The sequence below is a fragment of the Neptuniibacter marinus genome (assembly GCF_001597725.1).
GTDB lineage: Bacteria > Pseudomonadota > Gammaproteobacteria > Pseudomonadales > Balneatricaceae > Neptuniibacter > Neptuniibacter marinus.
The window spans coordinates 1-22,759 of record NZ_LUTR01000006.1 but is presented as its reverse complement, the minus strand read 5'-3'; the positions used below and the strand labels follow the sequence as shown (position 1 = coordinate 22,759).

24 protein-coding genes are annotated in these 22,759 nt (G+C 42.9%); 4 read left to right on the top strand and 20 right to left on the bottom strand.

Features of this window, described 5'->3' with window-relative positions:
* Positions 1-5: 5 nt before the first annotated feature.
* From A3774_RS06620 to tviB, 4 genes are read right to left on the bottom strand one after another with little or no spacing between them, the layout of a single operon-like run.
* Entirely contained in the window at positions 6-1,088 is a 1,083-nt protein-coding gene (locus A3774_RS06620; RefSeq protein ID WP_067865084.1) for a DegT/DnrJ/EryC1/StrS family aminotransferase, read from the bottom strand.
* Entirely contained in the window at positions 1,088-1,669 is a 582-nt protein-coding gene (wbpD, locus tag A3774_RS06615; RefSeq protein ID WP_067865082.1) for a UDP-2-acetamido-3-amino-2,3-dideoxy-D-glucuronate N-acetyltransferase, read from the bottom strand. The genes A3774_RS06620 and wbpD overlap by 1 nt, the downstream gene beginning before the upstream one ends.
* Before the next feature lies 1 nt (position 1,670).
* Positions 1,671-2,615, bottom strand: a complete 945-nt coding sequence (locus tag A3774_RS06610) for a Gfo/Idh/MocA family protein (protein WP_067865080.1) — start codon at positions 2,613-2,615, stop codon at positions 1,671-1,673.
* A 23-nt stretch (positions 2,616-2,638) separates the two neighbouring features.
* A complete protein-coding gene (tviB, locus tag A3774_RS06605) occupies positions 2,639-3,916 on the bottom strand; it encodes a Vi polysaccharide biosynthesis UDP-N-acetylglucosamine C-6 dehydrogenase TviB (protein WP_067865077.1) in 1,278 nt (425 codons plus the stop codon).
* A gap of 258 nt (positions 3,917-4,174) precedes the next feature.
* Between tviB and mnmC the strand changes: the two genes are divergently transcribed.
* Positions 4,175-6,127, top strand: coding sequence for a bifunctional tRNA (5-methylaminomethyl-2-thiouridine)(34)-methyltransferase MnmD/FAD-dependent 5-carboxymethylaminomethyl-2-thiouridine(34) oxidoreductase MnmC (mnmC, locus tag A3774_RS06600; protein WP_197468021.1), 1,953 nt, complete (start codon positions 4,175-4,177; stop codon positions 6,125-6,127).
* A gap of 73 nt (positions 6,128-6,200) precedes the next feature.
* A complete protein-coding gene (locus A3774_RS06595) occupies positions 6,201-6,842 on the top strand; it encodes a CBS domain-containing protein (protein ID WP_067865071.1) in 642 nt (213 codons plus the stop codon).
* On the opposite strand, the gene A3774_RS06590 is transcribed toward A3774_RS06595, so the two are convergent.
* From A3774_RS06590 to ccmA, 14 genes are all read right to left on the bottom strand, one after another.
* Complete coding sequence (locus A3774_RS06590; RefSeq protein ID WP_067865069.1) at positions 6,811-7,485, bottom strand: DUF4126 domain-containing protein; 675 nt, start codon at positions 7,483-7,485, stop codon at positions 6,811-6,813. The genes A3774_RS06595 and A3774_RS06590 overlap by 32 nt on opposite strands.
* 57 nt (positions 7,486-7,542) lie before the next feature.
* Positions 7,543-7,755, bottom strand: coding sequence for a YheU family protein (locus tag A3774_RS06585; RefSeq protein ID WP_067865067.1), 213 nt, complete (start codon positions 7,753-7,755; stop codon positions 7,543-7,545).
* Positions 7,756-7,772: 17 nt separating this feature from the next.
* Entirely contained in the window at positions 7,773-8,336 is a 564-nt protein-coding gene (locus tag A3774_RS06580) for a transglycosylase SLT domain-containing protein (protein WP_067865053.1), read from the bottom strand.
* Complete coding sequence (gene ligA, locus A3774_RS06575; protein ID WP_082792377.1) at positions 8,333-10,372, bottom strand: NAD-dependent DNA ligase LigA; 2,040 nt, start codon at positions 10,370-10,372, stop codon at positions 8,333-8,335. The genes A3774_RS06580 and ligA overlap by 4 nt, the downstream gene beginning before the upstream one ends.
* Before the next feature lie 35 nt (positions 10,373-10,407).
* Positions 10,408-12,243, bottom strand: a complete 1,836-nt coding sequence (zipA, locus tag A3774_RS16595) for a cell division protein ZipA (protein WP_067865039.1) — start codon at positions 12,241-12,243, stop codon at positions 10,408-10,410.
* Between the two features lie 64 nt (positions 12,244-12,307).
* Positions 12,308-13,555 (bottom strand): c-type cytochrome biogenesis protein CcmI, encoded by a 1,248-nt coding sequence (ccmI, locus tag A3774_RS06565; RefSeq protein ID WP_067865036.1) that lies wholly within the window; start codon positions 13,553-13,555, stop codon positions 12,308-12,310.
* Positions 13,552-14,025, bottom strand: a complete 474-nt coding sequence (locus A3774_RS06560; RefSeq protein WP_067865028.1) for a cytochrome c-type biogenesis protein — start codon at positions 14,023-14,025, stop codon at positions 13,552-13,554. Before A3774_RS06560 ends, ccmI begins: the two co-directional genes overlap by 4 nt.
* Positions 14,022-14,567 (bottom strand): DsbE family thiol:disulfide interchange protein, encoded by a 546-nt coding sequence (locus A3774_RS06555; RefSeq protein WP_067865026.1) that lies wholly within the window; start codon positions 14,565-14,567, stop codon positions 14,022-14,024. The genes A3774_RS06560 and A3774_RS06555 overlap by 4 nt, the downstream gene beginning before the upstream one ends.
* A 44-nt stretch (positions 14,568-14,611) precedes the next feature.
* Complete coding sequence (locus A3774_RS06550) at positions 14,612-16,567, bottom strand: heme lyase CcmF/NrfE family subunit (protein WP_067865023.1); 1,956 nt, start codon at positions 16,565-16,567, stop codon at positions 14,612-14,614.
* Positions 16,564-17,025 carry a cytochrome c maturation protein CcmE gene (ccmE, locus tag A3774_RS06545; protein ID WP_067865021.1) on the bottom strand — a complete coding sequence of 154 codons (462 nt, stop codon included), beginning with the start codon at positions 17,023-17,025 and terminating at the stop codon, positions 16,564-16,566. Before ccmE ends, A3774_RS06550 begins: the two co-directional genes overlap by 4 nt.
* The gene (gene ccmD, locus A3774_RS06540) at positions 17,022-17,201 is read right to left on the bottom strand and encodes a heme exporter protein CcmD (protein ID WP_067865018.1); all 180 of its coding nucleotides are present in this window, start codon (positions 17,199-17,201) and stop codon (positions 17,022-17,024) included. The genes ccmE and ccmD overlap by 4 nt, the downstream gene beginning before the upstream one ends.
* 10 nt (positions 17,202-17,211) lie before the next feature.
* Positions 17,212-17,970 carry a heme ABC transporter permease gene (locus A3774_RS06535; protein WP_067865015.1) on the bottom strand — a complete coding sequence of 253 codons (759 nt, stop codon included), beginning with the start codon at positions 17,968-17,970 and terminating at the stop codon, positions 17,212-17,214.
* Positions 17,971-17,982: 12 nt separating this feature from the next.
* On the bottom strand, positions 17,983-18,702 hold the full coding sequence (gene ccmB, locus A3774_RS06530; RefSeq protein WP_067865012.1) for a heme exporter protein CcmB: 720 nt from the start codon (positions 18,700-18,702) through the stop codon (positions 17,983-17,985).
* Complete coding sequence (ccmA, locus tag A3774_RS06525; RefSeq protein WP_067865365.1) at positions 18,702-19,337, bottom strand: cytochrome c biogenesis heme-transporting ATPase CcmA; 636 nt, start codon at positions 19,335-19,337, stop codon at positions 18,702-18,704. The genes ccmB and ccmA overlap by 1 nt, the downstream gene beginning before the upstream one ends.
* 232 nt (positions 19,338-19,569) lie before the next feature.
* Between ccmA and A3774_RS06520 the strand changes: the two genes are divergently transcribed.
* Together A3774_RS06520 and A3774_RS06515 are read left to right on the top strand one after the other, a co-directional pair.
* Positions 19,570-21,426 (top strand): flagellar hook-length control protein FliK, encoded by a 1,857-nt coding sequence (locus A3774_RS06520; protein WP_067865008.1) that lies wholly within the window; start codon positions 19,570-19,572, stop codon positions 21,424-21,426.
* On the top strand, positions 21,423-21,752 hold the full coding sequence (locus tag A3774_RS06515; protein ID WP_067865005.1) for an EscU/YscU/HrcU family type III secretion system export apparatus switch protein: 330 nt from the start codon (positions 21,423-21,425) through the stop codon (positions 21,750-21,752). The genes A3774_RS06520 and A3774_RS06515 overlap by 4 nt, the downstream gene beginning before the upstream one ends.
* Before the next feature lie 9 nt (positions 21,753-21,761).
* Here the strand turns inward: A3774_RS06515 and A3774_RS06510 are convergent, their stop codons facing one another.
* Both A3774_RS06510 and A3774_RS06505 read right to left on the bottom strand, forming a co-directional pair.
* A complete protein-coding gene (locus A3774_RS06510) occupies positions 21,762-22,163 on the bottom strand; it encodes a DUF2802 domain-containing protein (protein ID WP_231867957.1) in 402 nt (133 codons plus the stop codon).
* Positions 22,164-22,199: 36 nt separating this feature from the next.
* A partial coding sequence (locus A3774_RS06505; protein WP_331709316.1) for a chemotaxis protein CheW occupies positions 22,200-22,759 on the bottom strand: 560 nt, incomplete at its 5' end.

The following is a 22,759-nucleotide window of genomic DNA, read 5'->3' as shown; positions in this document are numbered from 1 at the left end:
ATTATTTACAGTGCAGCAAGTGCCTTTATAACTTGTTCTTGACTTTCAAAACTTAAATACGGGTGCATTGGCAAGCTCATTACTTCATTTGATACCTGATCACCATGAGGCAGCTTAACGGTTTCGTCCGCAACAGCAGGCTGCTTATTCAAGGGAATAGGATAATGAATTGCAGTAGGAATTCCTAAAGAATGCAAGTTCTTCTGGAGTTCCTCTCGCTTCTCAACTTTAACTGTATATTGTGCCCAAACACTTTTATTGTATGGTTCAATATAGGGCGTATTCGTTATTCCAGCCTCTTTTAGTAATCGGTTGTAACAATCCGCAGCCTTATTTCTTAAATTGATTTCTTCAGGAAAAATATCAAGTTTTTGCAGCAAAATGGCCGCTTGAATTGTATCTAAACGACTATTCATTCCAACTCTAACATGATGATAGCGGCGGTCTTGGCCATGACGAGCAATCTGCCTTAACACAATGGCAAGCTCATCATCATCAGTAAACATCGCTCCTCCATCACCGTAACAACCCAATGGTTTACTGGGGAAAAATGAGGTTGTAGCTATTGTTGATAAGCATCCTGATTTGCGGCCTTTATATGTAGCACCAAAGCTTTGAGCGCCATCTTCAATGACAGGGATATTGTATTTATTCGCAATACTATTAATGGCATCAAAATCTGCACACTGGCCATATAACGAGACGGGAATGATTGCTTTTGTCTTGGCCGTTATAGCTTGCTCTAATTTCTGAGGATCAAGGTTATAAGTACGCGGATCTATATCAACATAAACAGGCTTAGCCCCTAATATAGCAACTGTTTCAGCTGTTGCTATATAGGTAAACCCAGGCGTTATCACCTCATCTCCCGGCCTAACTCCTAGCGCCATCTGAGCAATTTGCAATGCATCAGTCCCATTAGCACAGGTAATACAGTGTTTAACCCCCACAAAATCAGCTAAACGTTCTTCAAGCTCACCAACTTCGGGTCCTAGAATATATTTACCATGTACTAAAACCCTTTGAATAGCAGAATCAATCTGTTCTTTTATTAAAGCCTGTTGGGCTGCAAGATCTATAAACTCCATTACCTAGCACCCTTCTGCAAGACAATACCATCTAAATGATATTTATCACCAGTTTGAGCACAAACAGCCTCACCATGACCTGATATAGGTAAATCCAACTGTTCTCCATATTCGCTCATCCAACCGACTTGCTTCGCTGGCACCCCCACCATAAGCGCATAAGCCGGTACATCTTTATTCACCACAGCACCCGCGCCTACAAATGCGAATTCACCAATGATTACCCCACACACAATGGTACAATTAGCGCCTAAGGTTGCCCCTTTTTTTACCAACGTATCTCGATACTCATCTTTGCGCTCAATTAACGAACGAGGATTATAAACATTGGTAAAAACCATACTAGGGCCACAAAATACGCCTTCTTCAAGGTGTACATTATCGTAGACAGATACATTATTTTGTATCTTACATTTATCACCAATAGTAACTTTATTACCCACAAATACATTTTGGCCTAGGGATACTCCCTTGCCTATTTTGGCGCCCCCGCAGACATGTACAAAGTGCCAAACACGAGACTCATCACCTATTTGAGCTCCATCATCTACAATAGCGCTATCATGCTGATAAAAAGTCATGCTACTTAACCTTTGATAATAAAGGATGCGGTGCGGTGGGGTTTTCGACTATCGGGGATTTACGCATCACATCAACAGTCTGAATAGCTGCACGGTTATCCTCCACCCCATAACCTTGACCTGATAAAATCCGATCATAACTTTGTGTATGAAGATCGGTAAAACCTCCAGAAAATTCTAGCTCTTCACCTTCTACATCAATACTACGATATGTGAGCTTTTCACCTTGCACGGCATTTTCCGGTAGATGATTGGCATCTATTGATAAAAACCAGCGCACATTTGCACGTTCATACTGCAAAAAACCTGACGATGTTTTTTCATCACGGTAATGCACTTCGTTATGCTTAATATCCCCAAAAATAAAGTGCAGCATGTCGTAAAAATGCACCCCTATATTTGTTGCAACACCACCTGATTTTTCATCAAATCCTTTCCAAGATTTTAAGTACCACTTACCGCGAGATGTAAGGTAAGTAAGATCGACATCAAACACTTTATCAGCAGGCGCGGCATTTACTTTTTCTTTAAGCGCTATAATGGAGGGGTGCAACCGAAGCTGTAGAATGGAATTTACTTTTGCTCCATATTCCTTTTCATATCGATGCAACACAGACAGATCTGACGTATTTAAAACTAATGGTTTTTCACAAATAACATCAATACCGTTTTGCAACGCAAACTTCATATGAGGCAAATGAAGATAGTTAGGAGAACAAACGGTAATATAATCTAAACCCTCTCCTTGTAGTTTTAAATCTTCTACAAATCCTGAAAACTGCTCAAACTCAGTAAAAAACTCAGCCTCAGGGAAATGACTATCCATTATCCCCACTGAATCATTTACATCCATTGCAACGACAAGCTCGTTACCTGTTTCTTTAATAGCTTTAAGATGGCGAGGAGCGATATAACCTGCTGCGCCAATTAATCCAAATCTTTTCATCACTACCTCTTTGTAGATCGTAATTACAAACGTAAATCTGAACAACCAATTGGCAACACATATTTCACATCATAAAGAACATGATTTTTCTTGCCGAGTGCTCGAATTTTTTCCTCACCCCACAATTTAAATTCCTGATGATCAACAGCCAAAACAATCGCATCGTATACACCGTTATCAAGTGTGGCAGTTAATTCCACACCGTATTCATGTTTAACCTCATCCGCATCAGCCCAATCATCATAGACATCAACTTGCATATTGAAACTTTTCAGTTCATTAATCATATCGATAATTTTAGTGTTACGTACATCAGGGCAATCGCCTTTAAATGTAAATCCAAGCACTAACACTCGCGCCTCATCGATATGAATCTTTTTCTTACTAACGGCCTTAACTAACTCAGTCGCAACATAAGCTCCCATACCGTCATTAATTCTTCGCCCAGCTAAAATAACTTCTGGTTGATAACCAACCTCTTTAGCTTTATAGGTTAAATAGTAGGGGTCAACACTTATACAGTGCCCTCCCACCAAACCTGGTTTGAAAGGTAAAAAGTTCCATTTAGTACCAGCAGCGTTTAGCACCTCTTGAGTATCAATATCCAAGCGATTAAATATTTTCGCAAACTCGTTAATGATCGCTATATTCAAATCACGCTGAGTATTTTCGATGACTTTAGCCGCTTCAGCGACTTTTATAGAGCTTGCTTTATGGGTTCCAGCCGTAATGATACTGTCATATAGATCATCAACGAGATCTGCTATTTCAGGTGTAGAACCGGAGGTGATTTTTAAAATTTTAGTCAGCGTATTAACTTTATCACCAGGATTTATACGCTCTGGGCTATAACCAACAAAAAAACCGTGGTTAAAAACTAATCCTGAGCTTCTCTCAATAATAGGGACGCAAATTTCCTCTGTTGCACCGGGGTAAACCGTAGATTCAAAGATCACGAGATCACCTTGCTTGATCACAGCGCCTAACATTTCTGAGGCTTTTTCTAGAGGAGACAAATCAGGTGCGTTAGCATCATCGATTGGCGTTGGAACAGTAACTATATAGGTATTACACTCTTTAAGCGCGGGCACATCCGATGAATAAGAAAGACGACTTGCTAACCTAAGCATTTCATCCTCTACTTCTAATGTAGAATCATGTCCATTTTCTAGCTCTGTAACTCTTGCTTTATTAATATCAAAACCGATAACATCCCTGTACTTACCAAACTCTACAGCTAAAGGCAATCCGACATAGCCCAGTCCAATAACCGCCAATTTGATATCTTTAAGCTCTTTCATTATCGACCTACAGTAAGAAGAATTATTTTGGAATTTTGCAATTCGACCTTAAAACGGAAAGAATTCAATCGCAGTCTATTTGGTAAGTAACGAGATAATTAACCAATAAAATAAATTATCTCAATCCCATAAAACACACTGTAACTATCCGAGAGCAAATTGTAGCTTATAGCCCTACTAACCTCTAGACTTACAGTATAAATACGGCATATTCAGCCACCCAAACCTAATAACTACCTATAGCCTAAACTTACGATTGTGATTACTTGCGCTGACATCTTTTGGAAAAACGACACCCCTTATTCAACAGGCTTTGATGATTTCTACTTCAACACAGAACAAAGCCATGAAGATAGCTTGTATGTTTACGTCAATGCCAATCAAATACCGGCACGCATCAGCTCAAAGCAGAAGCTACTCACCATCGCTGAAACAGGGTTTGGAACGGGGCTAAATTTTCTACTTACTGCGCAGCAATGGTTGAATAAAAGCTCTAATGGACAACAACTTCATTTTATCTCCGTGGAAAAGCAACCACTAAGCCATAACGATTTAAAACGCGCCCTTCATCAATGGAAAGACTTTGAACCTTTATCATCAAAGCTATTAAACCAATACCCCTTAGCATGCCAAGGCTTCCATCGACTTTCCTTTCCTGATGAACGAATCACATTAACTCTGATTTTTGGAGATGCTTTAGATAGCTATAAACAACTCGAAGCCTCTATTGATGCCTGGTATTTAGATGGGTTTTCACCATCGAAAAACCCCGATATGTGGAGCCCCGAACTTTTTCGAGAAATTGCACGTTTAAGCAAACCCGGCACAACCTTCTCAACCTTCACCTCCGCCGGCATTGTCAGAAGAGGGTTAAAAGCGGTAGGTTTTGAGGTAAAAAAACAACCTGGATTTGGGAAAAAGCGTGAAATGTGTTTAGGCACTTTTATCAAAAACAACGCTCCTCAAGTCGATACAAAACCTTGGTTTTCAATCCCTAAACCTGAACAGCCGACTGAAGTTACTATTATTGGCGGGGGGCTTTCTGGCTGCTCCTCTGCCTACTCTCTTGCACAGAGAGGGATTAAGGTAAGACTCATTGAGAAAGAGCAGCATTTAGCAACAGCAGGATCGGGTAATCGGCAAGGGGCGCTTTATGCCAAGCTACCTGTCAGCCCTACGAAACAAGGCGAACTGCATCTAACCGGTTTTTTACATACGGTTAATCTACTTAAACGGAAAGACCCCGAGCAATCCTTTTGGTCTCAGTGTGGCGTAGCGCAACTAGCGACTAAAGAAAACGAAAATAAACGACAACAGGAATTAATTGATAACGGCCATTATCCTGATTCCCTAGTACAACATAAATCAGACATCGAATTATCGGAGATTAGTGGTTCTGTTGTATCCAGTAGCGGTTTATTTTTTCCTACAGCAGGCTGGGTGTCACCTGTAGACTTCTGTCATCTATTAGCCGCCCACCCTAATATCTCTATTGAGCAACACGATATAACAAATATCGAACAGGTCGATCACTTATGGAATCTAACCACCAACAATAGTAAGCACTTACATTGCTCTCACTTAATTATCTGCAATGCGGAATTAGCTAATCAATTTAAACAAACTGAACATCTGCCGTTAAAAGCTATTCGCGGACAAGTATCAATTACTGAAGATAGTGCAGATTTACCGCAACTAAGGACGGTTGTTTGTGGCGAAGGCTATATCTCTCCAGCACAGGGAGGAAAATATTGCTTTGGCGCTACATTCGATCTGAAGGGCAAACAACGTGACGTTACTCAATACGACCATAATAGGAATCTAGAAAAACTGAAGGATGCTCTACCAGAATTTCATAACGCGCTTATCGGTAAAAATGAGCTGCTCACAGGAAGAACAGCCTTTCGCTGTAGCACACCAGACTACATGCCCGTTGTTGGTCCAGCGCCAATCTATAGCGATTTTGTTGAAACCTTCGGTCGTCTGAGAAAAGATAAAAATTGGCGTTTTGACGGCTGCACTGCTAACCATCACCCTAATCTATACTTAAATACCGGCCATGGCTCAAAAGGGCTAATTACTTGTCCGATCTCAGCTGAACTATTAGCGTCTATGATCTGTAATGAACCTTTACCTCTCCCCAAGACTCTAATAGATGCAGTGAACCCAGCGCGGTTTATTATCAAGAACTTGATAAGACGGGCGATATAAGTAAAGAGCATGTATGTTAAGCTAAAAAGCACAGATCGGTTAGTATTTGAACAAACACAGATGTGGAGCGGTTATGACACTTTATGTATACGACCACGGCTATCGCATACAAACACCAAAGGAAGCCCTCTTTCCTAAACAAGGTGTCGACTCTCTATCGAAAAGCCGCCATATACATCGAACTGCAGACAAGGAAGATCGGCTACACTCCGATGGTGAAAAGTTTATTATCCCCGGCCCCGGAAAACCCAATCAAAACAAAGATCCAGCCACCCTTGCATATACAGCTAATGCTGAAGAAGCTGAACCCCAGAACGAAAGTGCTCAGCTTACCGTATCAACAATTATGGTATCCCCAGTACATACAATATCTCCCAATGTAACCGTCAGTACCGCATGGAAAAGGATGATCAGCTTAGAGATTAGCCACTTAGTCGTTGCCGAAGAGGATAAACGGCCATTAGGCTTAATATCGAAGACAGATTTAATCGAGGCGGGAACCGATTCGCTCACTCTTATTAGTGACATTTATTCTAAACAACTGATCGCTGCAACACCTGAAACCTTAGTTCAAAGTGTTGCCATTAACTTTATCGACAACGAAATAAACTCTATTCCTGTTGTAAATAATAACGATGAGATAGTGGGCATTGTTTGCCGCACAGATTTATTAAGGCTCCTGGTCAGCGGAGCTCATTTGGAGCGCTGGGTTTAGTCGGAAAGGACGTTAAAGGCGGTTGCTCCTTATCTTTACCACCGCCAAACAACCCTGCTATAAAGCGGAATACTTTTTTGATACCTCGCCAAAGTTTTGGCAACAACCAAATCAATAAGATGACAAATACGACCAACCCTAACAAGAACAAAATAGGATGATTAAGTGCTGCCCATAAACCACCCAGCACTAATAAATCTTCACTTATAGACGCAGTCCAATTAGTTACAGGTTCGGGAGAGGTATTTATCAAAACACGACTTCCCGCCTTAGCGGCATGGCTTCCCGCCGCTAACGTCCCACCGACAAGGGCTGCTGCTAATTCGACAGGTACAGACATATCACCTACAGCACCCGCTGCTAGTACAGCCCCCGCAGGTATTCGGATAAAGGTATGTAGCCCATCCCAACCCGTATCAACGCCAGGAATCTTATCGGCAAAAAACTCGACAAAATACATAAAACCCGCAGCCATTAAAACTAACGGATCAGAAACAACTTGTAGCTCTTCAGGCAATGCGATATGCCCCATATTATTGAGCATGCCCAACATAAATATGGTTGCATAAAGATTAATACCACTTGCCCAGCCAACCCCCATTGTCAGTGCAATAAGGCTAATAGTTTGCTCAAGCTGATCCATTTGACGACCTCTTTTTGATTAGGCTCAGCAGAAAAAACTATTACAGGCCGGCCCAGTTCATAACATATCTTTATGAACTATATTACAAAGGCCTTTACTCTCGCTGAACAAAATCACGGCATCACCTGAACGCAACTTACCTCTAACTTGCTCCACTTTAGCTGACAGGGATATCTCATTATCACCATAATCAGTGCCATCACGGCTAACAAACTCTTCAATTAAAGCATTGAGCGTATCGGGTTCAAGCTGCTCATAAGGAATGATCATTAAGGACTTATCCACAGTTACCAAAGTTTTAACTTGTTAAACCAGCTTTCACCTTGCCACTGCCCTTTACATGCTTGTAACTCATTTGACCAACGTTGCGCCCTTAGCTGAATACCTATAGCTTGCTGTGCGAGCTCTGGATATTTATCGGCTTCAAAACGATGATAACCACCATGCCCTAACCTTAATGCAAGATAATGCTCACCAGCATCTTGCCAGCCAATATGGTTTCGTTTGACACTTTGCTGAGTGAACCAACCGATAAAATCAACTGCATCATCAGGGATCTGTGGCGAAGCATCCCAGTGCTCACTCCGTATACGATACTCTTCCCAATCAGCACTGCGTGGCCTTACATGTTTTTTATCCAGATCAGACAAAGGCAATTCGAGCAGCGCCAAGGAGAGAGAAATAGGCGTGCCATATTTCTGCTCAGCCAGTACAGCAGGCTCGACCCACTCATCATTATCATCCAGCTCATCACAAATCATTAGTACAGGTTGAGTCGAAGCACCAAAGCAACCACTCAATAGAAACACTAAAATAGGCAGAGTCAATAATGCCTTCTTAGAGATCATCATACTTCAACCACTCCATGTTGCTTGAGAAAGGCGACAAACTGCTCTTCATCCATTGTTTCAATACCCAATTCAGATGCTTTCTTTAATTTAGAACCAGCCCCAGGACCCGCAACAACACAATCCGTTTTAGCAGAAACACTGCCCGCCACTTTTGCGCCTAATGCCAGTAGATATTTTTTAGCATCACTGCGTCCCATCTGTTCAAGCTTACCAGTTAATACCCATGTTTTACCCGCTAAAGGTAGCGCTTCCAGTTCCATCGGCTCAATAGGATCCCAATGAACCCCCGCTTTTTCTTTATCCAGTAGATCTGCGATCACCTCTCGATTATGAGGTTCAGCAAAAAAGCCGATAATATGTTTCGCAACAATAGGGCCTACATCAGACACTTCCAATAGCGCCTCTTCAGTTGCAGCCATCAAAGGATCTAAATCACCAAAATGCATTGCTAATGCTCTAGCGGTAGCCTCGCCAACTTCACGAATACCTAGCGAATAAAGAAAACGGGAAAACTCTGTATCTTTACTCGCACTTATGGCTTTTACTAAATTCTCAGCTGACTTTGGTCCCATCCGCTCAAGTGTTGATAACTGCTCCACCTTCAGTTGATATAGCCCTGCGGGATTATGGAGCAGATCTAAATCGACTAACATCTCAATCAATTTATCACCTAAGCCATCTATATCCATCGCTTTACGGGAGGCAAAATGCTTCAACGCTTCCTTCCGCTGAGCAGCGCAATACAGCCCACCGGTACAGCGTGCTACTGCTTCACCTTCGAGACGTTCAACATCAGAGCCACAAACAGGGCAAGCCTCTGGAGCAGCAACAGGCACTGTGTCATCAGGCCGTCTTTCCTCGATCACACGAACCACCTGAGGAATCACATCACCGGCACGACGAATAATAACACTATCGCCTACACGCACATCTAAGCGCTCAACTTCATCCATATTGTGCAAGGTAGCATTAGAAACTGTAACACCACCCACAAAAACGGGCTGAAGGCGAGCAACAGGTGTCACAGCACCTGTACGACCGACCTGAAACTCAATTGCTCGAACAACCGTCAACTCTTCTTGGGCAGGAAACTTATGCGCGATCGCCCAACGAGGCGCGCGAGAAACAAAACCTAAGGTTTTCTGTAATGCCAAATCATTGACTTTAAAAACAACGCCATCGATCTCATAAGGAAGCGAGTCTCGCAACGCCGCTACTCGAGTGTAGTAATCTAGACATCCCTGAACGCCTTTAACTTCTTCAAGCAGCGGATTTAACTTAAACCCCCAAGTTTTTAGCTGACGTAGGATAGCTGCATGGCCATCTGCAAGCTCACCCCCTTCAACAACCCCTACGCTATAACTGCACATCTCTAAAGGGCGTGATGCGGTTATTCTCGGATTTAACTGACGTAAACTGCCAGCGGCTGCATTACGGGGGTTAACAAAAGGCTTCTCCCCTCGCTGCTCTGCACGGGTATTTAAAGCGTTAAAACCCGCCTTTGGCATGTAGATTTCTCCACGTACTTCTAGTCGCTGAGGATAATCAGATCCTGAGAGTTTAAGAGGAATTGTAGGTATAGTCCGCACATTGAGAGTGATATCTTCTCCCGTTGAGCCGTCTCCACGCGTCAAACCTCTAATAAGCAAACCGTTTTCATAGAGCAAACTAATGGCGATTCCATCTAACTTAGGCTCACAGGCATAGCCAATCTCTGTATCAGCGGGGTAATTTAATCGCTCAACAATTCGACGGTTAAATTCCTCCATATCTTCAGCATTAAACGCATTATCTAAAGACAGCATAGGTAACTCATGCTTAACTTGATTAAATGCAGCCAAAGGCGCACCCCCTACTCTTTGAGTAGGGGATTCAGGAGTAATTAAATTAGGATTTTCAGCTTCTAATGATTTGAGCTGTTGAAACAAGCGATCATATTCCGCATCAGGAACTTCTGGATCATCTAGCACATAATAGCGATAGTTATGATTATTTAGCTGCTCTCGCAACTGCTTTATCTGCTGCTCAATAGACACGATGAAAACTCGACTCAAGAAAGAAGAAACGCGGCTTATCGGCCGCGTTTTTTAAGATTTTTCATTTCAAAATCACGTACACGCTGGCGATAATGTTCCATAGTTTGGGTCCGCAAGACCGATCGATTTTCATCGAGCATCTCCCCTCCTAAATGCTTAGCGACTGTCTCTGCTGTTGCCAACATGCACTCAAAAGCATCCATGACATCTCGGGGTTCTTCCATAGACATAAAGAACATCACGGCCTTAGTACTTAAACTCTGCGCATCATCAGGATCAAAGGTACCTGGCGGTAAAGCATTAGCCATACTAAACTGAACCGCACTTAGCCCTTCCTCATCTTCAAAACGATGATAGATAGACATCTCACCGAAACTCATTCCACAAGCATCGATGATCTTTTGTAATACAACACCATCAAACTGATCTGTCGATTTAGCAATAACCGATATGATTAATACATTTTCGGGATCCGGCTCTTTTTCTAATACTTTGCGTCTAGAAGGCGCCTCTTTAACTGGCTGACCAACTATAGGAGTCGACTCCCAAGGCCCTTCTTTTTCAGGTAGATCTACTGACGCAAGATCCTTATCAAGTTGGGATTCTTCAGCACTGCTCTTTTCAATGGGCTCTGCTTTCTCGCGTTGAGATTCCGTTTGAGGCACATCAGTAACAGACGGCTCATTCTTAACAGAAGTACCCTTATCCTCAGTCACTGAAGGCTCTGTTAAACCATCATCTAAAGCAGAACCTAAGGTTAAACCCGCAAACGGATCAGTTGGCGCTTCAGGTGCCTCTTCGGGAAATTCAAATGTCAGTGTTGCTTGTTCGCCAGCATCGCTCTCTACTGGCGTTGTATCCTCAACACCGGCTAAATCGAGCTCTGGAAAAGCATCCGGTTCCTGATGCTCATCTTTGTGATCCAAATTAGTTTCATCTCCTATCTCTGTCATAAGGACAGTGATAGGTTTTTCAAAATCAATCTCTTCTTCCGCTACTTCAGGGATAAGCGTAGGTTGCCATTCGGTTTTCTTCAGCTCTGGCTCTGGCTCTGGCTCTGGCTCTGGCTCTGGCTCTGGCTCTGGCTCTGGCTCTGGCTCTGGCTCTGGCTCTGGCTCTGGCTCTGGCTCTGGCTCTGGCTTAACAGTTTTAATGCCTTCCACCAATTGGTCAATAACATCAAAAAGTTCAGGCTTTTGCTCTAATTTTTCAACATCAAAAGCCTCGACAGCATTTGCGTCTGTGTCTTCATCTTCAGATACGACCTCTGCATAATCAGAAGGTTCTCTATCTACCACTAATAACGGTGGTTCTGGTTCTGGTTCTGGTTCTGGTTCTGGTTCTGGTTCTGGTTCTGGTTCAATAGAGGGTGCAGGTACCACTCGTGCAGGGCCTAAAATTCCATCATCAGAAGCACCAAAGTCTGACGACTCATTTTCAACAGTAGAGACGCCCTCCTCCATAAAATCATTTGGAAGACTGATATCATCAACCGGCTCTGATTCTACTTTTCTTGCAGGGCTAACAATCCCTTCATCTAAAGATAAGCTATCATCCCAGGGATCATTTTTATCGAGCGGTGAATTATTTTCGGTATGTGCAGAAAATGCACCATCCTTATCAGGTGCAAGTTCAGGCCGGTGATCAGAAAAAAGAGGATCGCTGTCTAATGAAACCCGACGAGCCCCACCACCAGGCAACTCCGGATTAAACGACTGCGGTTCAACAGGAGGAGCATCAACAAAGTTTTTATCGATGTTCATTTTTAGACGATTACGCCCGCTTTGCATGCGTCGCCATCCGTCTATAATTATCAGCAGGATTAATATTACTCCGCCAACAATCAGCCATTCACGCAGACCGATTTCCATGTGCCTAGTCGCGCCCCTTTCTTTTGTAATTATCGATAATCATACAACTATAAAAGAGCTGGTTTTATTCGACAACCTTATCGATAACCAACATCAATGGTAGTTCCCCCCCTCTCACCTCTACAGGCGAGATAATACCGTACAAATCACCCTTTTGAGCTTGCGGCTGACCTGATAAAGAAATTCTGGCCGACACTTCAACTTCAGCAACCGATGATAAAGTTACTTGAGGATTCATTGCCATTGTATCATCTAATACTACCTGAGTAGGTAGATCAGACACCATTAGCTTAACCGCTGCCAATGGTATTCGCCCACCAATCTCTTTCGCAAACACAAAAATCGTTTGCTCTGGTGTTACTTGCTCTTTGAACTCTGGGCTTAGATCAACCTGTAAGGTCACAGATGCAATTTGCAGCTCCGGAATATCGGGGACGTTTTTACCTTGAGCAATCAATTCATCCCGAGCCTTACGAACACCAGAACGAAGAGATTCCGCTGTAGCGCCTTCAGCGTTTCGTAGGGCCGTCAACCAATACTCCATGGCCGCTTCGAAATCTTGTTTTTCGTAGGCTTCGATACCCAAAAGCCCCAAAGCCGTTATTTCCAATGGTTCAATAGCTAATGTTTTATCAATTTGCGCTCTAACTTCATCTGTTATTTTACTATCAGCAGCAAAAAACAATGCTTGTGCATATTGACCATTAACGCTGGAATACTGGGGCGCATCAGACGGTAGAAGCTCTAATATCTTTTTAAAACCTTCCGCTCCTTCTGCGTATCGCCCTTGGTTCATATAGGTAGTCGATAGTAAAAACCACCCTTCAGGATTATCAGGATTTTGCTGCAACTCTCTCTCTAATTGAGCAACGGCTTGCTCAAGAGTAGGTTTTTCCCCATTGAAAGGATCGTTAGGTTGATGCAAAGCTATATCTAAATCCGCTGAACGACCATAGACAGAGTACAAACCGAGGCCAGCCACCGGAATCAACATAGCGAGCAGTGTAACCGTCACTAATGTTTGAGTTGTCAGCTGTAACTTACCGGCTCTTGAACCTGCGTCTTCCACATCAGACAACAAATTTCTCTCTAATTCCGTTTTTAAAGTAACAAAATCAGTTTCATCTAGATTGCCAGCAGACTTTTCATTTTCCAGCTCAGATAAGCGCTCACGAAATATTTCTATATTCTGTTGACCGCGATTCTCTGCCGATTCAACCTCTACAACGCGCTTAGCACGAATAAAAGGAAGAAAAACGAATGCGACCGCAATTACCGTTAAAACCGCAATTCCACCCCATAACTCGATCATTTTTGCTCACCTTTACCTAGAATATCGTTCAACCTTTCTGCCTCGTCATTATTAAGGTGAGTTTCTGAGTCATCCTTTTGATCACTACGCTTACGCTTTCTCGAAACAGCGATTAAAACAATAATACCGATGACGACTAAGCCAAATGGGCCATACCACAAAATGTAAGTTGTCTCATTTACAGGAGGGTTATAAAGAACAAACTCCCCATAACGGGCAACTAAGAAATCTTTGATTTCATTATTACCTTTACCATCCTGAACCATTTTATAAACTTCATTTCTAAGGTCGGCAGCAATCGGCGAGTTAGAATCTTGAAGGTTTTGGTTCTGACACTTAGGGCAACGCAGTTCAAAGGTTAACTCATTAAAACGATCTCGGGTTGCATCATCTTTAAACTCAAATGTATCTATAGCCGCAAACACACTTAGAGGAATAAAAATAACGATCAGCGCTACTATATATCTCATTGTGACAATACCTGCTTATCGCTTTTAAGCTGATCCATAATGGCTTTTAAAGTCCCCCAGACCTGCTGATCTACAACACCCACATGCTTATATCGAATGATGCCATTAGCATCTATAACATAAGTTTCGGGTGCACCATAAACCCCCAAATCTAAGCCTAAGCTACCTTTATCATCAAAAATGTTTAGGGCATATGGATTAAGGTATTTCTTTAACCAAGTATCCGCTTTTTCACGCTCATCCTTATAATTGATACCAATAACTTTATAACCTTCTGCCTTAATACGATTCAATTGCGCATGCTCCGCCTTACATGAAGGACACCAAGTCGCCCACACATTCACCAAAGCAACTTCGCCTTTCAGGTCAGCTTCTGTAACTTTGCGCTCCGGATCTAAAAGCGAAGGCAATTCAAAGACAGGCAGTGGCTTATCAAGCAACGCCGACGGCAATTCAGTAGGATCTAGCTGAAGTCCCTTCCATAAAAACAGCCCCATACCAACAAAAATGGCAAGCGGAATAAATAAAATAAATCGACGCACAATGAATCTCCAAACAGCGCAGGTATAAAAACCCTAACCAACGATTAAACAGTTTTAACTTTACGTTTAGCTTGTTTACGATATCGAGGATCTGTAGCTGCCAACAAACCACCGGCTGTCATCAACAACCCACCTAACCATAACCAACGGACAAAAGGTTTATGCTGAATTCGGACAGCCCAAGCTCCACCATCTAAAGGCTCACCCAATGCGACATAGAGATCTCTAGTTAAACCTGGATCTATATCTGCTTCAGTCATGACATTGCCACGCGCTTTATAAAAACGCTTCTCAGGGTGTAAAGCACCATAAGGTTCGCCATTTTTAAGTACACGAATCTGCGCTTGATCGGCCTGATAGTTAGGCCCTTGAACAACCTGAGCACCATCAAAGATAAACTCATACTGTTTAAAGGTTAAAGTATCACCAGGTGCCATTCTTAAATCACGTTCCTCGTTATAAACCGTCACCAAGGTCATCCCGACAATAGCTACAGCCACACCAATGTGTGCCAGAACCATCGCATAATAACTTCTTGAAAGATTTCTTAACCCCTTGAAAGGGTTAGCCTTATGAGACACCTTATTCCAAATATCTTTGACGGAAACACAAACAACCCAGAAGGAAAGCACCATTCCCAGCGTCACACTCCAATCAAACTGATCACCATAGACAACAGAAAAACTGGCACCTAAGACAACACTAACCAGCATAGGGATCAGTAATTGCTTGGCAATATAGCTGCCTTTAGTTTGTCTCCAGCGAGACACTATACCTGCGCCCATTAACACCACTAAAGCAGACATTAACGGAACAAATAAAGCATTAAAGTAAGGAGGTCCTACGGATATTTTCCCCTTGCCTAATGCATCAATCAACAAAGGATAAAGCGTGCCCAGCAACACCATCAAAGCCACAATAACCAATAGGATATTATTGCCTAACAACAATGTTTCTCGGGAAATCAGCTCAAAACGTGATTCACTTTTTACATGGGCAGCTTTAATTGCATAAAGTAAAAGAGACCCACCAATAGTGATCGCCAATAACGCTAAGATAAAGTAACCGCGTTCAGGATCTGTCGCAAAAGCATGAACCGACGTCAAAACCCCCGAACGAACCAAAAACGTGCCTAATAAACTGAGCGAAAAAGCAAAAATAGCTAATAACACCGTCCAGCTTTTAAACACACCACGCTTTTCTGTTACAGCCAAGCTATGAATAAGCGCAGTGCCCACTAACCAAGGCATAAATGATGCATTCTCAACAGGATCCCAGAACCACCAGCCGCCCCAACCAAGCTCGTAATATGCCCACCAGCTACCTAACGCGATACCTAAAGTTAAAAAAGCCCAAGCCACAACAGTCCAAGGTCGGGACCAACGTGCCCAAGCAGCATCTAAACGACCACTTAATAGCGCAGCTATAGCGAAAGCAAAAGCAACAGAGAATCCCACATAACCCATATAAAGCATAGGCGGATGAATAATCAGACCAATATCTTGTAATAGAGGGTTAAGATCACCACCTTCCACAGGGTAGTCTGGCAAATAACGTTCAAATGGACTAGAGGTCATCAAGGTAAAGAGGATAAAACCAACCCCAATAATACCCATTATACCTAACACTCGAGCTACGATATCCTGAGGCAAATTATCACTTTTCAGTGCAACCGCCCAAGTCCAACCGCCAAGAATAAAGACCCAAAGTAGAAGAGACCCTTCGTGCCCCCCCCAGATCGCGCTCACTTTATAATAAATCGGCAATGCCGTATTTGAATTGGTAGCAACATAAACGACCGAAAAGTCATCGGTTACAAAAGCATAACCTAAGCAAATCAAGCTCACTAATAAGAACGCAAACATCCCTGTAGCAAGCGGCCGAGCGTAGCCCATCCATAACGCATTATTACTATAGGTTCCTAGAATAGGGACAACCGCCAGTAACGCTGACATACATAAAGCAAGAATAAGTGCATATTGACCTAATTCAGGAATCATTTGTTATAAACCTCGGCTTCAGGCTTAGGCATATTGCCACTTTTCTCTAATGCTTCAGCCACTTCAGGAGGCATATAGTTTTCATCATGCTTAGCTAACACTTCTGATGCCTGCAATACGTTATTAGAATCAAGTTCACCTTGTGCAACAATGCCCTGACCTTCACGAAAAAGATCAGGCAAAATGCCGTTATAATGAACAGTCACTGTTTGATCATAATCAGTAATATCAAACGTGACATTCAGGCTCTGCTGATCTCTATTGACGCTACCATCGACCACCATACCACCGGCGCGAATACGAGTATTATGAGGCGCTTCCCCTGCCGCAATCTGGGTAGGTGAATAAAACAAGTTAATATTTTGGCTGAGAGCAAACATAGTTAACCCCACAGCAATACCAACACCAAATACAATAAACAAAACAATGATCAAACGTTGTTTGCGTTTAGGGTTCATAAAGATTTGTTCTCCCTGCGCAGGCGACGTACAAGATTAGAAACAATTTTCTTCTTCTGTAGTGCCGGATTAACAATATTAATTACAACTACAACTAATGCGATGGCATAACTCAGCCAAACATAAAAACCGTGCCCTCCCATCGCAATGAAATCCGAAAAGCTATCAAAACTCACTTAATTTTCCTCACTGCTTTTCAACTAATTCTTTTACCCAACTTGCACGACGTTCACGTACAAGAATTTCGTTCCGCGTTCTCATCATCAACGAAACAGCAAAAAAACAGTAAAAACCGATTACCATTACCAATAAAGGCAGCCACATCTCTGGGGCCATTGCTGGGCGTTCTGTTAATTTAAACGTGGCAGGCTGATGGAGTGTATTCCACCAGTCCACTGAATATTTAATAATAGGGATATTCACCAATCCAACTAACGCTAACACCGCCGCAGATTTTGCAGCCATGGCCTCATTCTCAATAGCTGAATAAAGAGCAATAACACCTAAATAAAGAAAAAGAAGAATCAACATAGAGGTTAAACGTGCATCCCAAACCCACCAAGATCCCCAGGTAGGCTTACCCCAAATAGCCCCTGTTGCTAGTGCTAACACAGCCATAGTGGCACCTATAGGAGCACAAGATTTGGCCACCATATCAGCCACTTTCATTTTCCAAATCAAACCAATGGCGCCCGCAATCGCCATCATCATATAGCACGATTGGGCCAAAAGAGCGGAAGGTACATGAATATAAATTATGCGAAAACTATTGCCTTGCTGATAATCGGATGGTGCAAACAGCAACGCCCAAACGGTTCCTGCAATAAGAAGCAGGAATGCGGCTATCGCAAATCCAGGTAATAGCTTACCCATGATTTCATAAGACCAACGTGGTGATGCAAGTTGATAGAACCAACGAGGCATCCAATTCTTTTTCTCACTCATAAGAACCTTAACTTATCCACTCACGGAAATTCGTAATGCTGCGCTAATAGCTAAAGGTGCCAAAACCAAACCTAGTGCTAATATAGCCCCCAACAAAGCAAAGAAACCTGCCAATGGCAATCCGGTAACCGCTGCTTGAACCGCGCTCGTACCAAAAATCAGTACAGGAATATAAAGCGGTAAAACCAACAACGAGATCAACACCCCACCTTTACGTAACCCTACCGTTAACGCAGCACCAATAGCGCCCACTAAGCTCAACGTGGGCGTACCTATCAAGAGACTTAACATCAAGCCCGACATACCCTCTGCAGGCAAAAACAACATTACTGCCAATAACGGTGCTAATAATGTTAATGGTAAGCCACTCATCATCCAATGGGCTAACACTTTAGCTAATACAATAACAAATAAAGGCTGAGGGCTTAAAAGCGTTTGCTCTAATGTCCCATCCTCAAAATCCGACTTAAACACGCTCTCCATAGAGAGTAACGTCGCTAATAATGCGGCGACCCATACAACGCCAGGAGCAATCTGAGCAAGAAAGTCTGGCTCAGGACTTACACCGAGAGGGAATAAAGTCGCCACCATTAGAAAAAATATCAATGGGTTAAACAAATCGCTTTTCTTGCGATAGGCCAACATTAAATCCCGCTTTAAAACCGCCCCAAAAAGACTCAAGACAGAACTACCCTCAGAATTAGCGCTTTCATTTGTCACAATTATTCCCATTAAGTTCCCGCTAATTCATCAAGATTAAAACGACGAACCTTTTCGCTAATCGCTAATTCATGGTGGGTTGTTAAAATAACAGATCCACCATTAGCTGCATGGTCCAAGATCAATTGTTCTTTCTGTGCGACACCTTTTTTATCAATTGCAGTAAAAGGCTCATCTAAAATCCACAATTTTGCAGAGGTCAGATACAACCGAGCTAAACTGACCCGTCTATTTTGCCCTGCAGACAATGTATGACAAGGCGAGTCTTCAAACCCTCTTAAGCCTACTTGCTCCAATGCCATAGCAATCTTTTTACCATCAATAGATGGATGCATTGCCGCATACCAATGAAGATTTTCTTCTGGCGTTAGAACGGCCTTAACACCTGGGTGATGTCCAAAATATAAGATTTCGCGTCTAAAATCGTCTTGTACTGTTGAGAGTAAAGCGCCTTTCCAAAAAATATCACCTTCATAATGATTAGAAAGACCACTTAAAATTCTTAAAAGAGTCGTTTTCCCACTACCATTTTGCCCTTCGACCTGGATCACTTCGCCCGCATTAATTGAAAAGCTAAGATCCTCAAATAGAATACGGTCATCGCGCTCGCAATAAAGTTTGTCTACATGTAACAGCGCTGTACTCAAACCGTTCTCCAAAATAATAAACAACCTACAGCCAAACTTCAGAGCAAATTTTCACCTTAAACTATACTTTTACTGAAATCGGCCGATTAATAAGCGAGTGATTATATACGATTATCAGACAGCTCTGCACTGTTGTATTGCTTTCTAAAAGTTGGAAACACTTCCTCATTTAGATGTACTCTGATACCTAACGCTCATCATGTGACGGCCCATTACTTAGATAGGTTATAATTTGCTTCCTCAATTGTCAGGTATTCCGCTACAAACAACCGAAGCTAGTTCAGATTCATCCCGTAATCTGAATACGCTTTTGCCAGTCGGCCGGAATGTCAGCGCAACTGTTGTTGCAGTAAGTAAAGATCAAACTCAACCTGAGATTTTTCGTTTAAAGTTAGAGGTCAACAACCGATTAATTCAGATGGGAGTATTTCAAGCACTGCCTATCGGCCAGAAAATTAATGTAAATCGCCAAAGCGATGGCCAAATTCAGATAACACTGCCCAATCAACCAAACACCACAAGCAAGCAAGATCAAGCAAACATAAATTCAACCAACTCAAACACCCAACAAAAAGGCTTAAACGAGCAACTCCTTAAGCTAAATATACAAACACCAGAGAACAGCGCAAAACTGCCTGTAGATATAAAAACCCTTGCTGCGGTGATTAGTAGCCGTCCTATTTACACCGATAACGGGCAAAACACTCAAACAACGACAGCCAATAGCGTACCTAAACCAACAACCGGCGGGCCCCTCTTAACACCAACCTTATCGGCGAACACCCAAACCGTAGAGATAGCAGGACAAAAAAGTGTAGCGACAAATACAACACAAAACGCCTCTACATCAACTCTCGTCAATACTGCCACAACAAATACTACCCCAACGAATACACCCCCAACGAGCCCTAAACAAGTTATTCAAGGAAACACTGCAACTCAAACAGCCCCACCGGTAGGTGTTACATCTGGTAAAATTGAACCACAAGTAACACCACTGCCTATAGATAACAAAAGCACAAACCCAAATTCGCCTAAAGAGGTACAAACAGCGGTTGCTCCTTCTGATGCCAAATCTGCCAATAATGCTAATAACATCACCCGCTCAGCCGGATCTGTATCACACCACATATTAACTCTCGCCCTGCCAGACGGTACTAAGATGGAATTAACTTCCCCCCGTCCATTACCACAAGGCACGCAACTTCAATTATTTAAGACTTCAAATAATGAAGCTCAAGTATTGCAGATAAGAGAACCACAAAACACACCCGCTTCCGCTTTAGAAAAACCAGCAATACAAGAGACTTTACGCAATGCTCTACCTGCTCAAATAGCCACAGCGGATGCTTTTAGCCAGTTATCTCAAGTCGCTGCCCAAGCACAGGGAAGCCAAGCCACACAGATCAGCAGCGTGGTTCAATCGATGCTACAGCTATTTGGTGTTCGACCTGGAAGCCAAGAAGCGCCATATCAAATCAGACAAAACATTGAGTTAGGTGGGTTATCCACAGAGCACAATTTAAGCAAAGGCTTAGCACCGCAACCTCAAGATATGAAAAGCCAACTGCAACAGCTTCAAAAGCTAGCGGACTCTTTACCTGCCGAGCAAAAAGAACGTTTAGAACAGTTACTCCAGGGTGTACATTCACGTGTAACCAGCCAACAACTCCACTCCCTACAGCAGTGGCGAGAGATGCCGGATGGTGGGTTTGAACGTGTACTACAACTGGACCTACCGATCAAAAATGGGGAGCAGTGGGATAATTTAGAGTTGCGTTTAAGTAGAGAAGGAGGCACCAACGCAGCTGGAGAGATGATATCCGTATGGCGCGTACGCTTACATTTCGATTTAGAGGAGCAAGGTGGAGTGGATGCAGAGATACGGCTAACTGATGGCCATGAAATCAGCACCCTATTTTGGTGTGAGTTAAAAGAAACTGCTGACAAATTACGCGAACGCTCAGAAGAATTCTCTACACGCCTACGCCAATGTGGTTTTGATAATACAGAGGTAACCTGGCACGAAGGAACAGCGCCAGAACAAAAACAGACTATCCACAAACAGCTTGTGGACCTACACACATGAAATTTTCTAAGTCCGATCAATACTCCGAAACAAACCGTAAGAAGGCCATCGCTCTAAAGTATGACCAAAGTGCGGGAAAGGCCCCTCTCATCGTTGCCAAAGGGATGGGAGATATTGCCGAACAAATTATAAAATTAGCCGAAGAAAACGACATTCATATTCACGAAAGCCCAGAGCTAGTTGAAGTTCTTATTAGGCTAGAACTAGGAGATGAAATTCCTGAATCACTGTATCGCGCCATAGCTGAAGTCATTGCATTTGCCTACAGCCTAAAACATGGCAACCAAGAGATGATAAACAAAGCAATTCAACAGAACATTAAATAAACCTAGGACCTAATCATCACGCCCTAGAGATTGATGGGGAGTGTGTAGCTCTTTATGTAAAAGAGCCATTAACTCAGCCTCTGGACGTCCAATACCACAATTCTGCACGAGATCATCGACATCAGCCCCCATCTCCATCAAACGGGTAGCTTGATTATAAGCTAAAGCGGTTGGATCCCGATTCTCTAATTCTAGCTGTTTATCCGCTGTAAGATTAAGCTTCTGCTCGACACCAATTAAGCGGCGACCCATACCAATCGAGCTGTTTGTCATCGCTTGTATCTCATTTCTGAGCACATTAATAAGGGCTTGATGCCGACGTTCATGCTGCTGCAAACGGCGAAATAAAACGAAACAGGCAGCAGAAGCTCCCATAGCAACAATCAATGACGCTATACTCAACCAAGACACTTTAATTGCTTCCCTAACATTGTTTTAACTATCAATTCAAAAGGATTGATCAAACTGTTTCATAAGCTCTGGAATATCAAGAATAGCGCAACGCTCTTCCATATATGTTCCCCATAACCAAGCGCGTGGATTATCACTACTTGCCCAAGACACTTTATCTGCAGGTATACGAACCGACTTCACCAGTTCATCACATGCTAGCGCCCAATGGCGTCCTCGTAAAATAATCAGCTCACTGTATTTTGCCATTTCCGGCTTGTAGCGCTCCGGAATTAGCCACAATGCAGTATCTATAACATTAGTTTCAACAGATAAGCCACCACCAAAACGTCCTAAACACCAATCATGAGTACCATCTAAAGTCAGCGCTACTGAACTTAAATGCACCGCACCTTCTATATGATCAAAAGGTATTGCCAAATTAAGCCCATGCATTTTCACCAAGACACAGTTGATCTCTCTGCTAGTCGCACCCGATAGACCTGCATGTTCCGGTGCTCGTGCTGCGGCTTGTGGCTCTGGCTCTGGCTCTGGCTCTGGCTCTGGCTCTGGCTCTGGCTCTGGCTCTGGCTCTGGCTCTGGCTCTGGCTCTGGCT

What these genes read in the sequence shown, in the direction of transcription:
- A3774_RS06560 (WP_067865028.1), bottom strand. Translation starts at nt 14,025, where the DNA reads ATGAGATATATAGTAGCGCTGATCGTTATTTTTATTCCTCTAAGTGTG.
- wbpD (WP_067865082.1), bottom strand. Translation starts at nt 1,669, where the DNA reads ATGACTTTTTATCAGCATGATAGCGCTATTGTAGATGATGGAGCTCAA.
- ccmI (WP_067865036.1), bottom strand. Translation starts at nt 13,555, where the DNA reads ATGATCGAGTTATGGGGTGGAATTGCGGTTTTAACGGTAATTGCGGTC.
- A3774_RS06620 (WP_067865084.1), bottom strand. Translation starts at nt 1,088, where the DNA reads ATGGAGTTTATAGATCTTGCAGCCCAACAGGCTTTAATAAAAGAACAG.
- A3774_RS06610 (WP_067865080.1), bottom strand. Translation starts at nt 2,615, where the DNA reads ATGAAAAGATTTGGATTAATTGGCGCAGCAGGTTATATCGCTCCTCGC.
- A3774_RS06585 (WP_067865067.1), bottom strand. Translation starts at nt 7,755, where the DNA reads ATGATCATTCCTTATGAGCAGCTTGAACCCGATACGCTCAATGCTTTA.
- zipA (WP_067865039.1), bottom strand. Translation starts at nt 12,243, where the DNA reads ATGGAAATCGGTCTGCGTGAATGGCTGATTGTTGGCGGAGTAATATTA.
- A3774_RS06535 (WP_067865015.1), bottom strand. Translation starts at nt 17,970, where the DNA reads ATGAGTGAGAAAAAGAATTGGATGCCTCGTTGGTTCTATCAACTTGCA.
- A3774_RS06590 (WP_067865069.1), bottom strand. Translation starts at nt 7,485, where the DNA reads ATGGATCAGCTTGAGCAAACTATTAGCCTTATTGCACTGACAATGGGG.
- tviB (WP_067865077.1), bottom strand. Translation starts at nt 3,916, where the DNA reads ATGAAAGAGCTTAAAGATATCAAATTGGCGGTTATTGGACTGGGCTAT.
- A3774_RS06550 (WP_067865023.1), bottom strand. Translation starts at nt 16,567, where the DNA reads ATGATTCCTGAATTAGGTCAATATGCACTTATTCTTGCTTTATGTATG.
- ccmB (WP_067865012.1), bottom strand. Translation starts at nt 18,702, where the DNA reads ATGGGAATAATTGTGACAAATGAAAGCGCTAATTCTGAGGGTAGTTCT.
- A3774_RS06580 (WP_067865053.1), bottom strand. Translation starts at nt 8,336, where the DNA reads ATGATGATCTCTAAGAAGGCATTATTGACTCTGCCTATTTTAGTGTTT.
- A3774_RS06515 (WP_067865005.1), top strand. Translation starts at nt 21,423, where the DNA reads ATGAAATTTTCTAAGTCCGATCAATACTCCGAAACAAACCGTAAGAAG.
- A3774_RS06595 (WP_067865071.1), top strand. Translation starts at nt 6,201, where the DNA reads ATGACACTTTATGTATACGACCACGGCTATCGCATACAAACACCAAAG.
- ccmE (WP_067865021.1), bottom strand. Translation starts at nt 17,025, where the DNA reads ATGAACCCTAAACGCAAACAACGTTTGATCATTGTTTTGTTTATTGTA.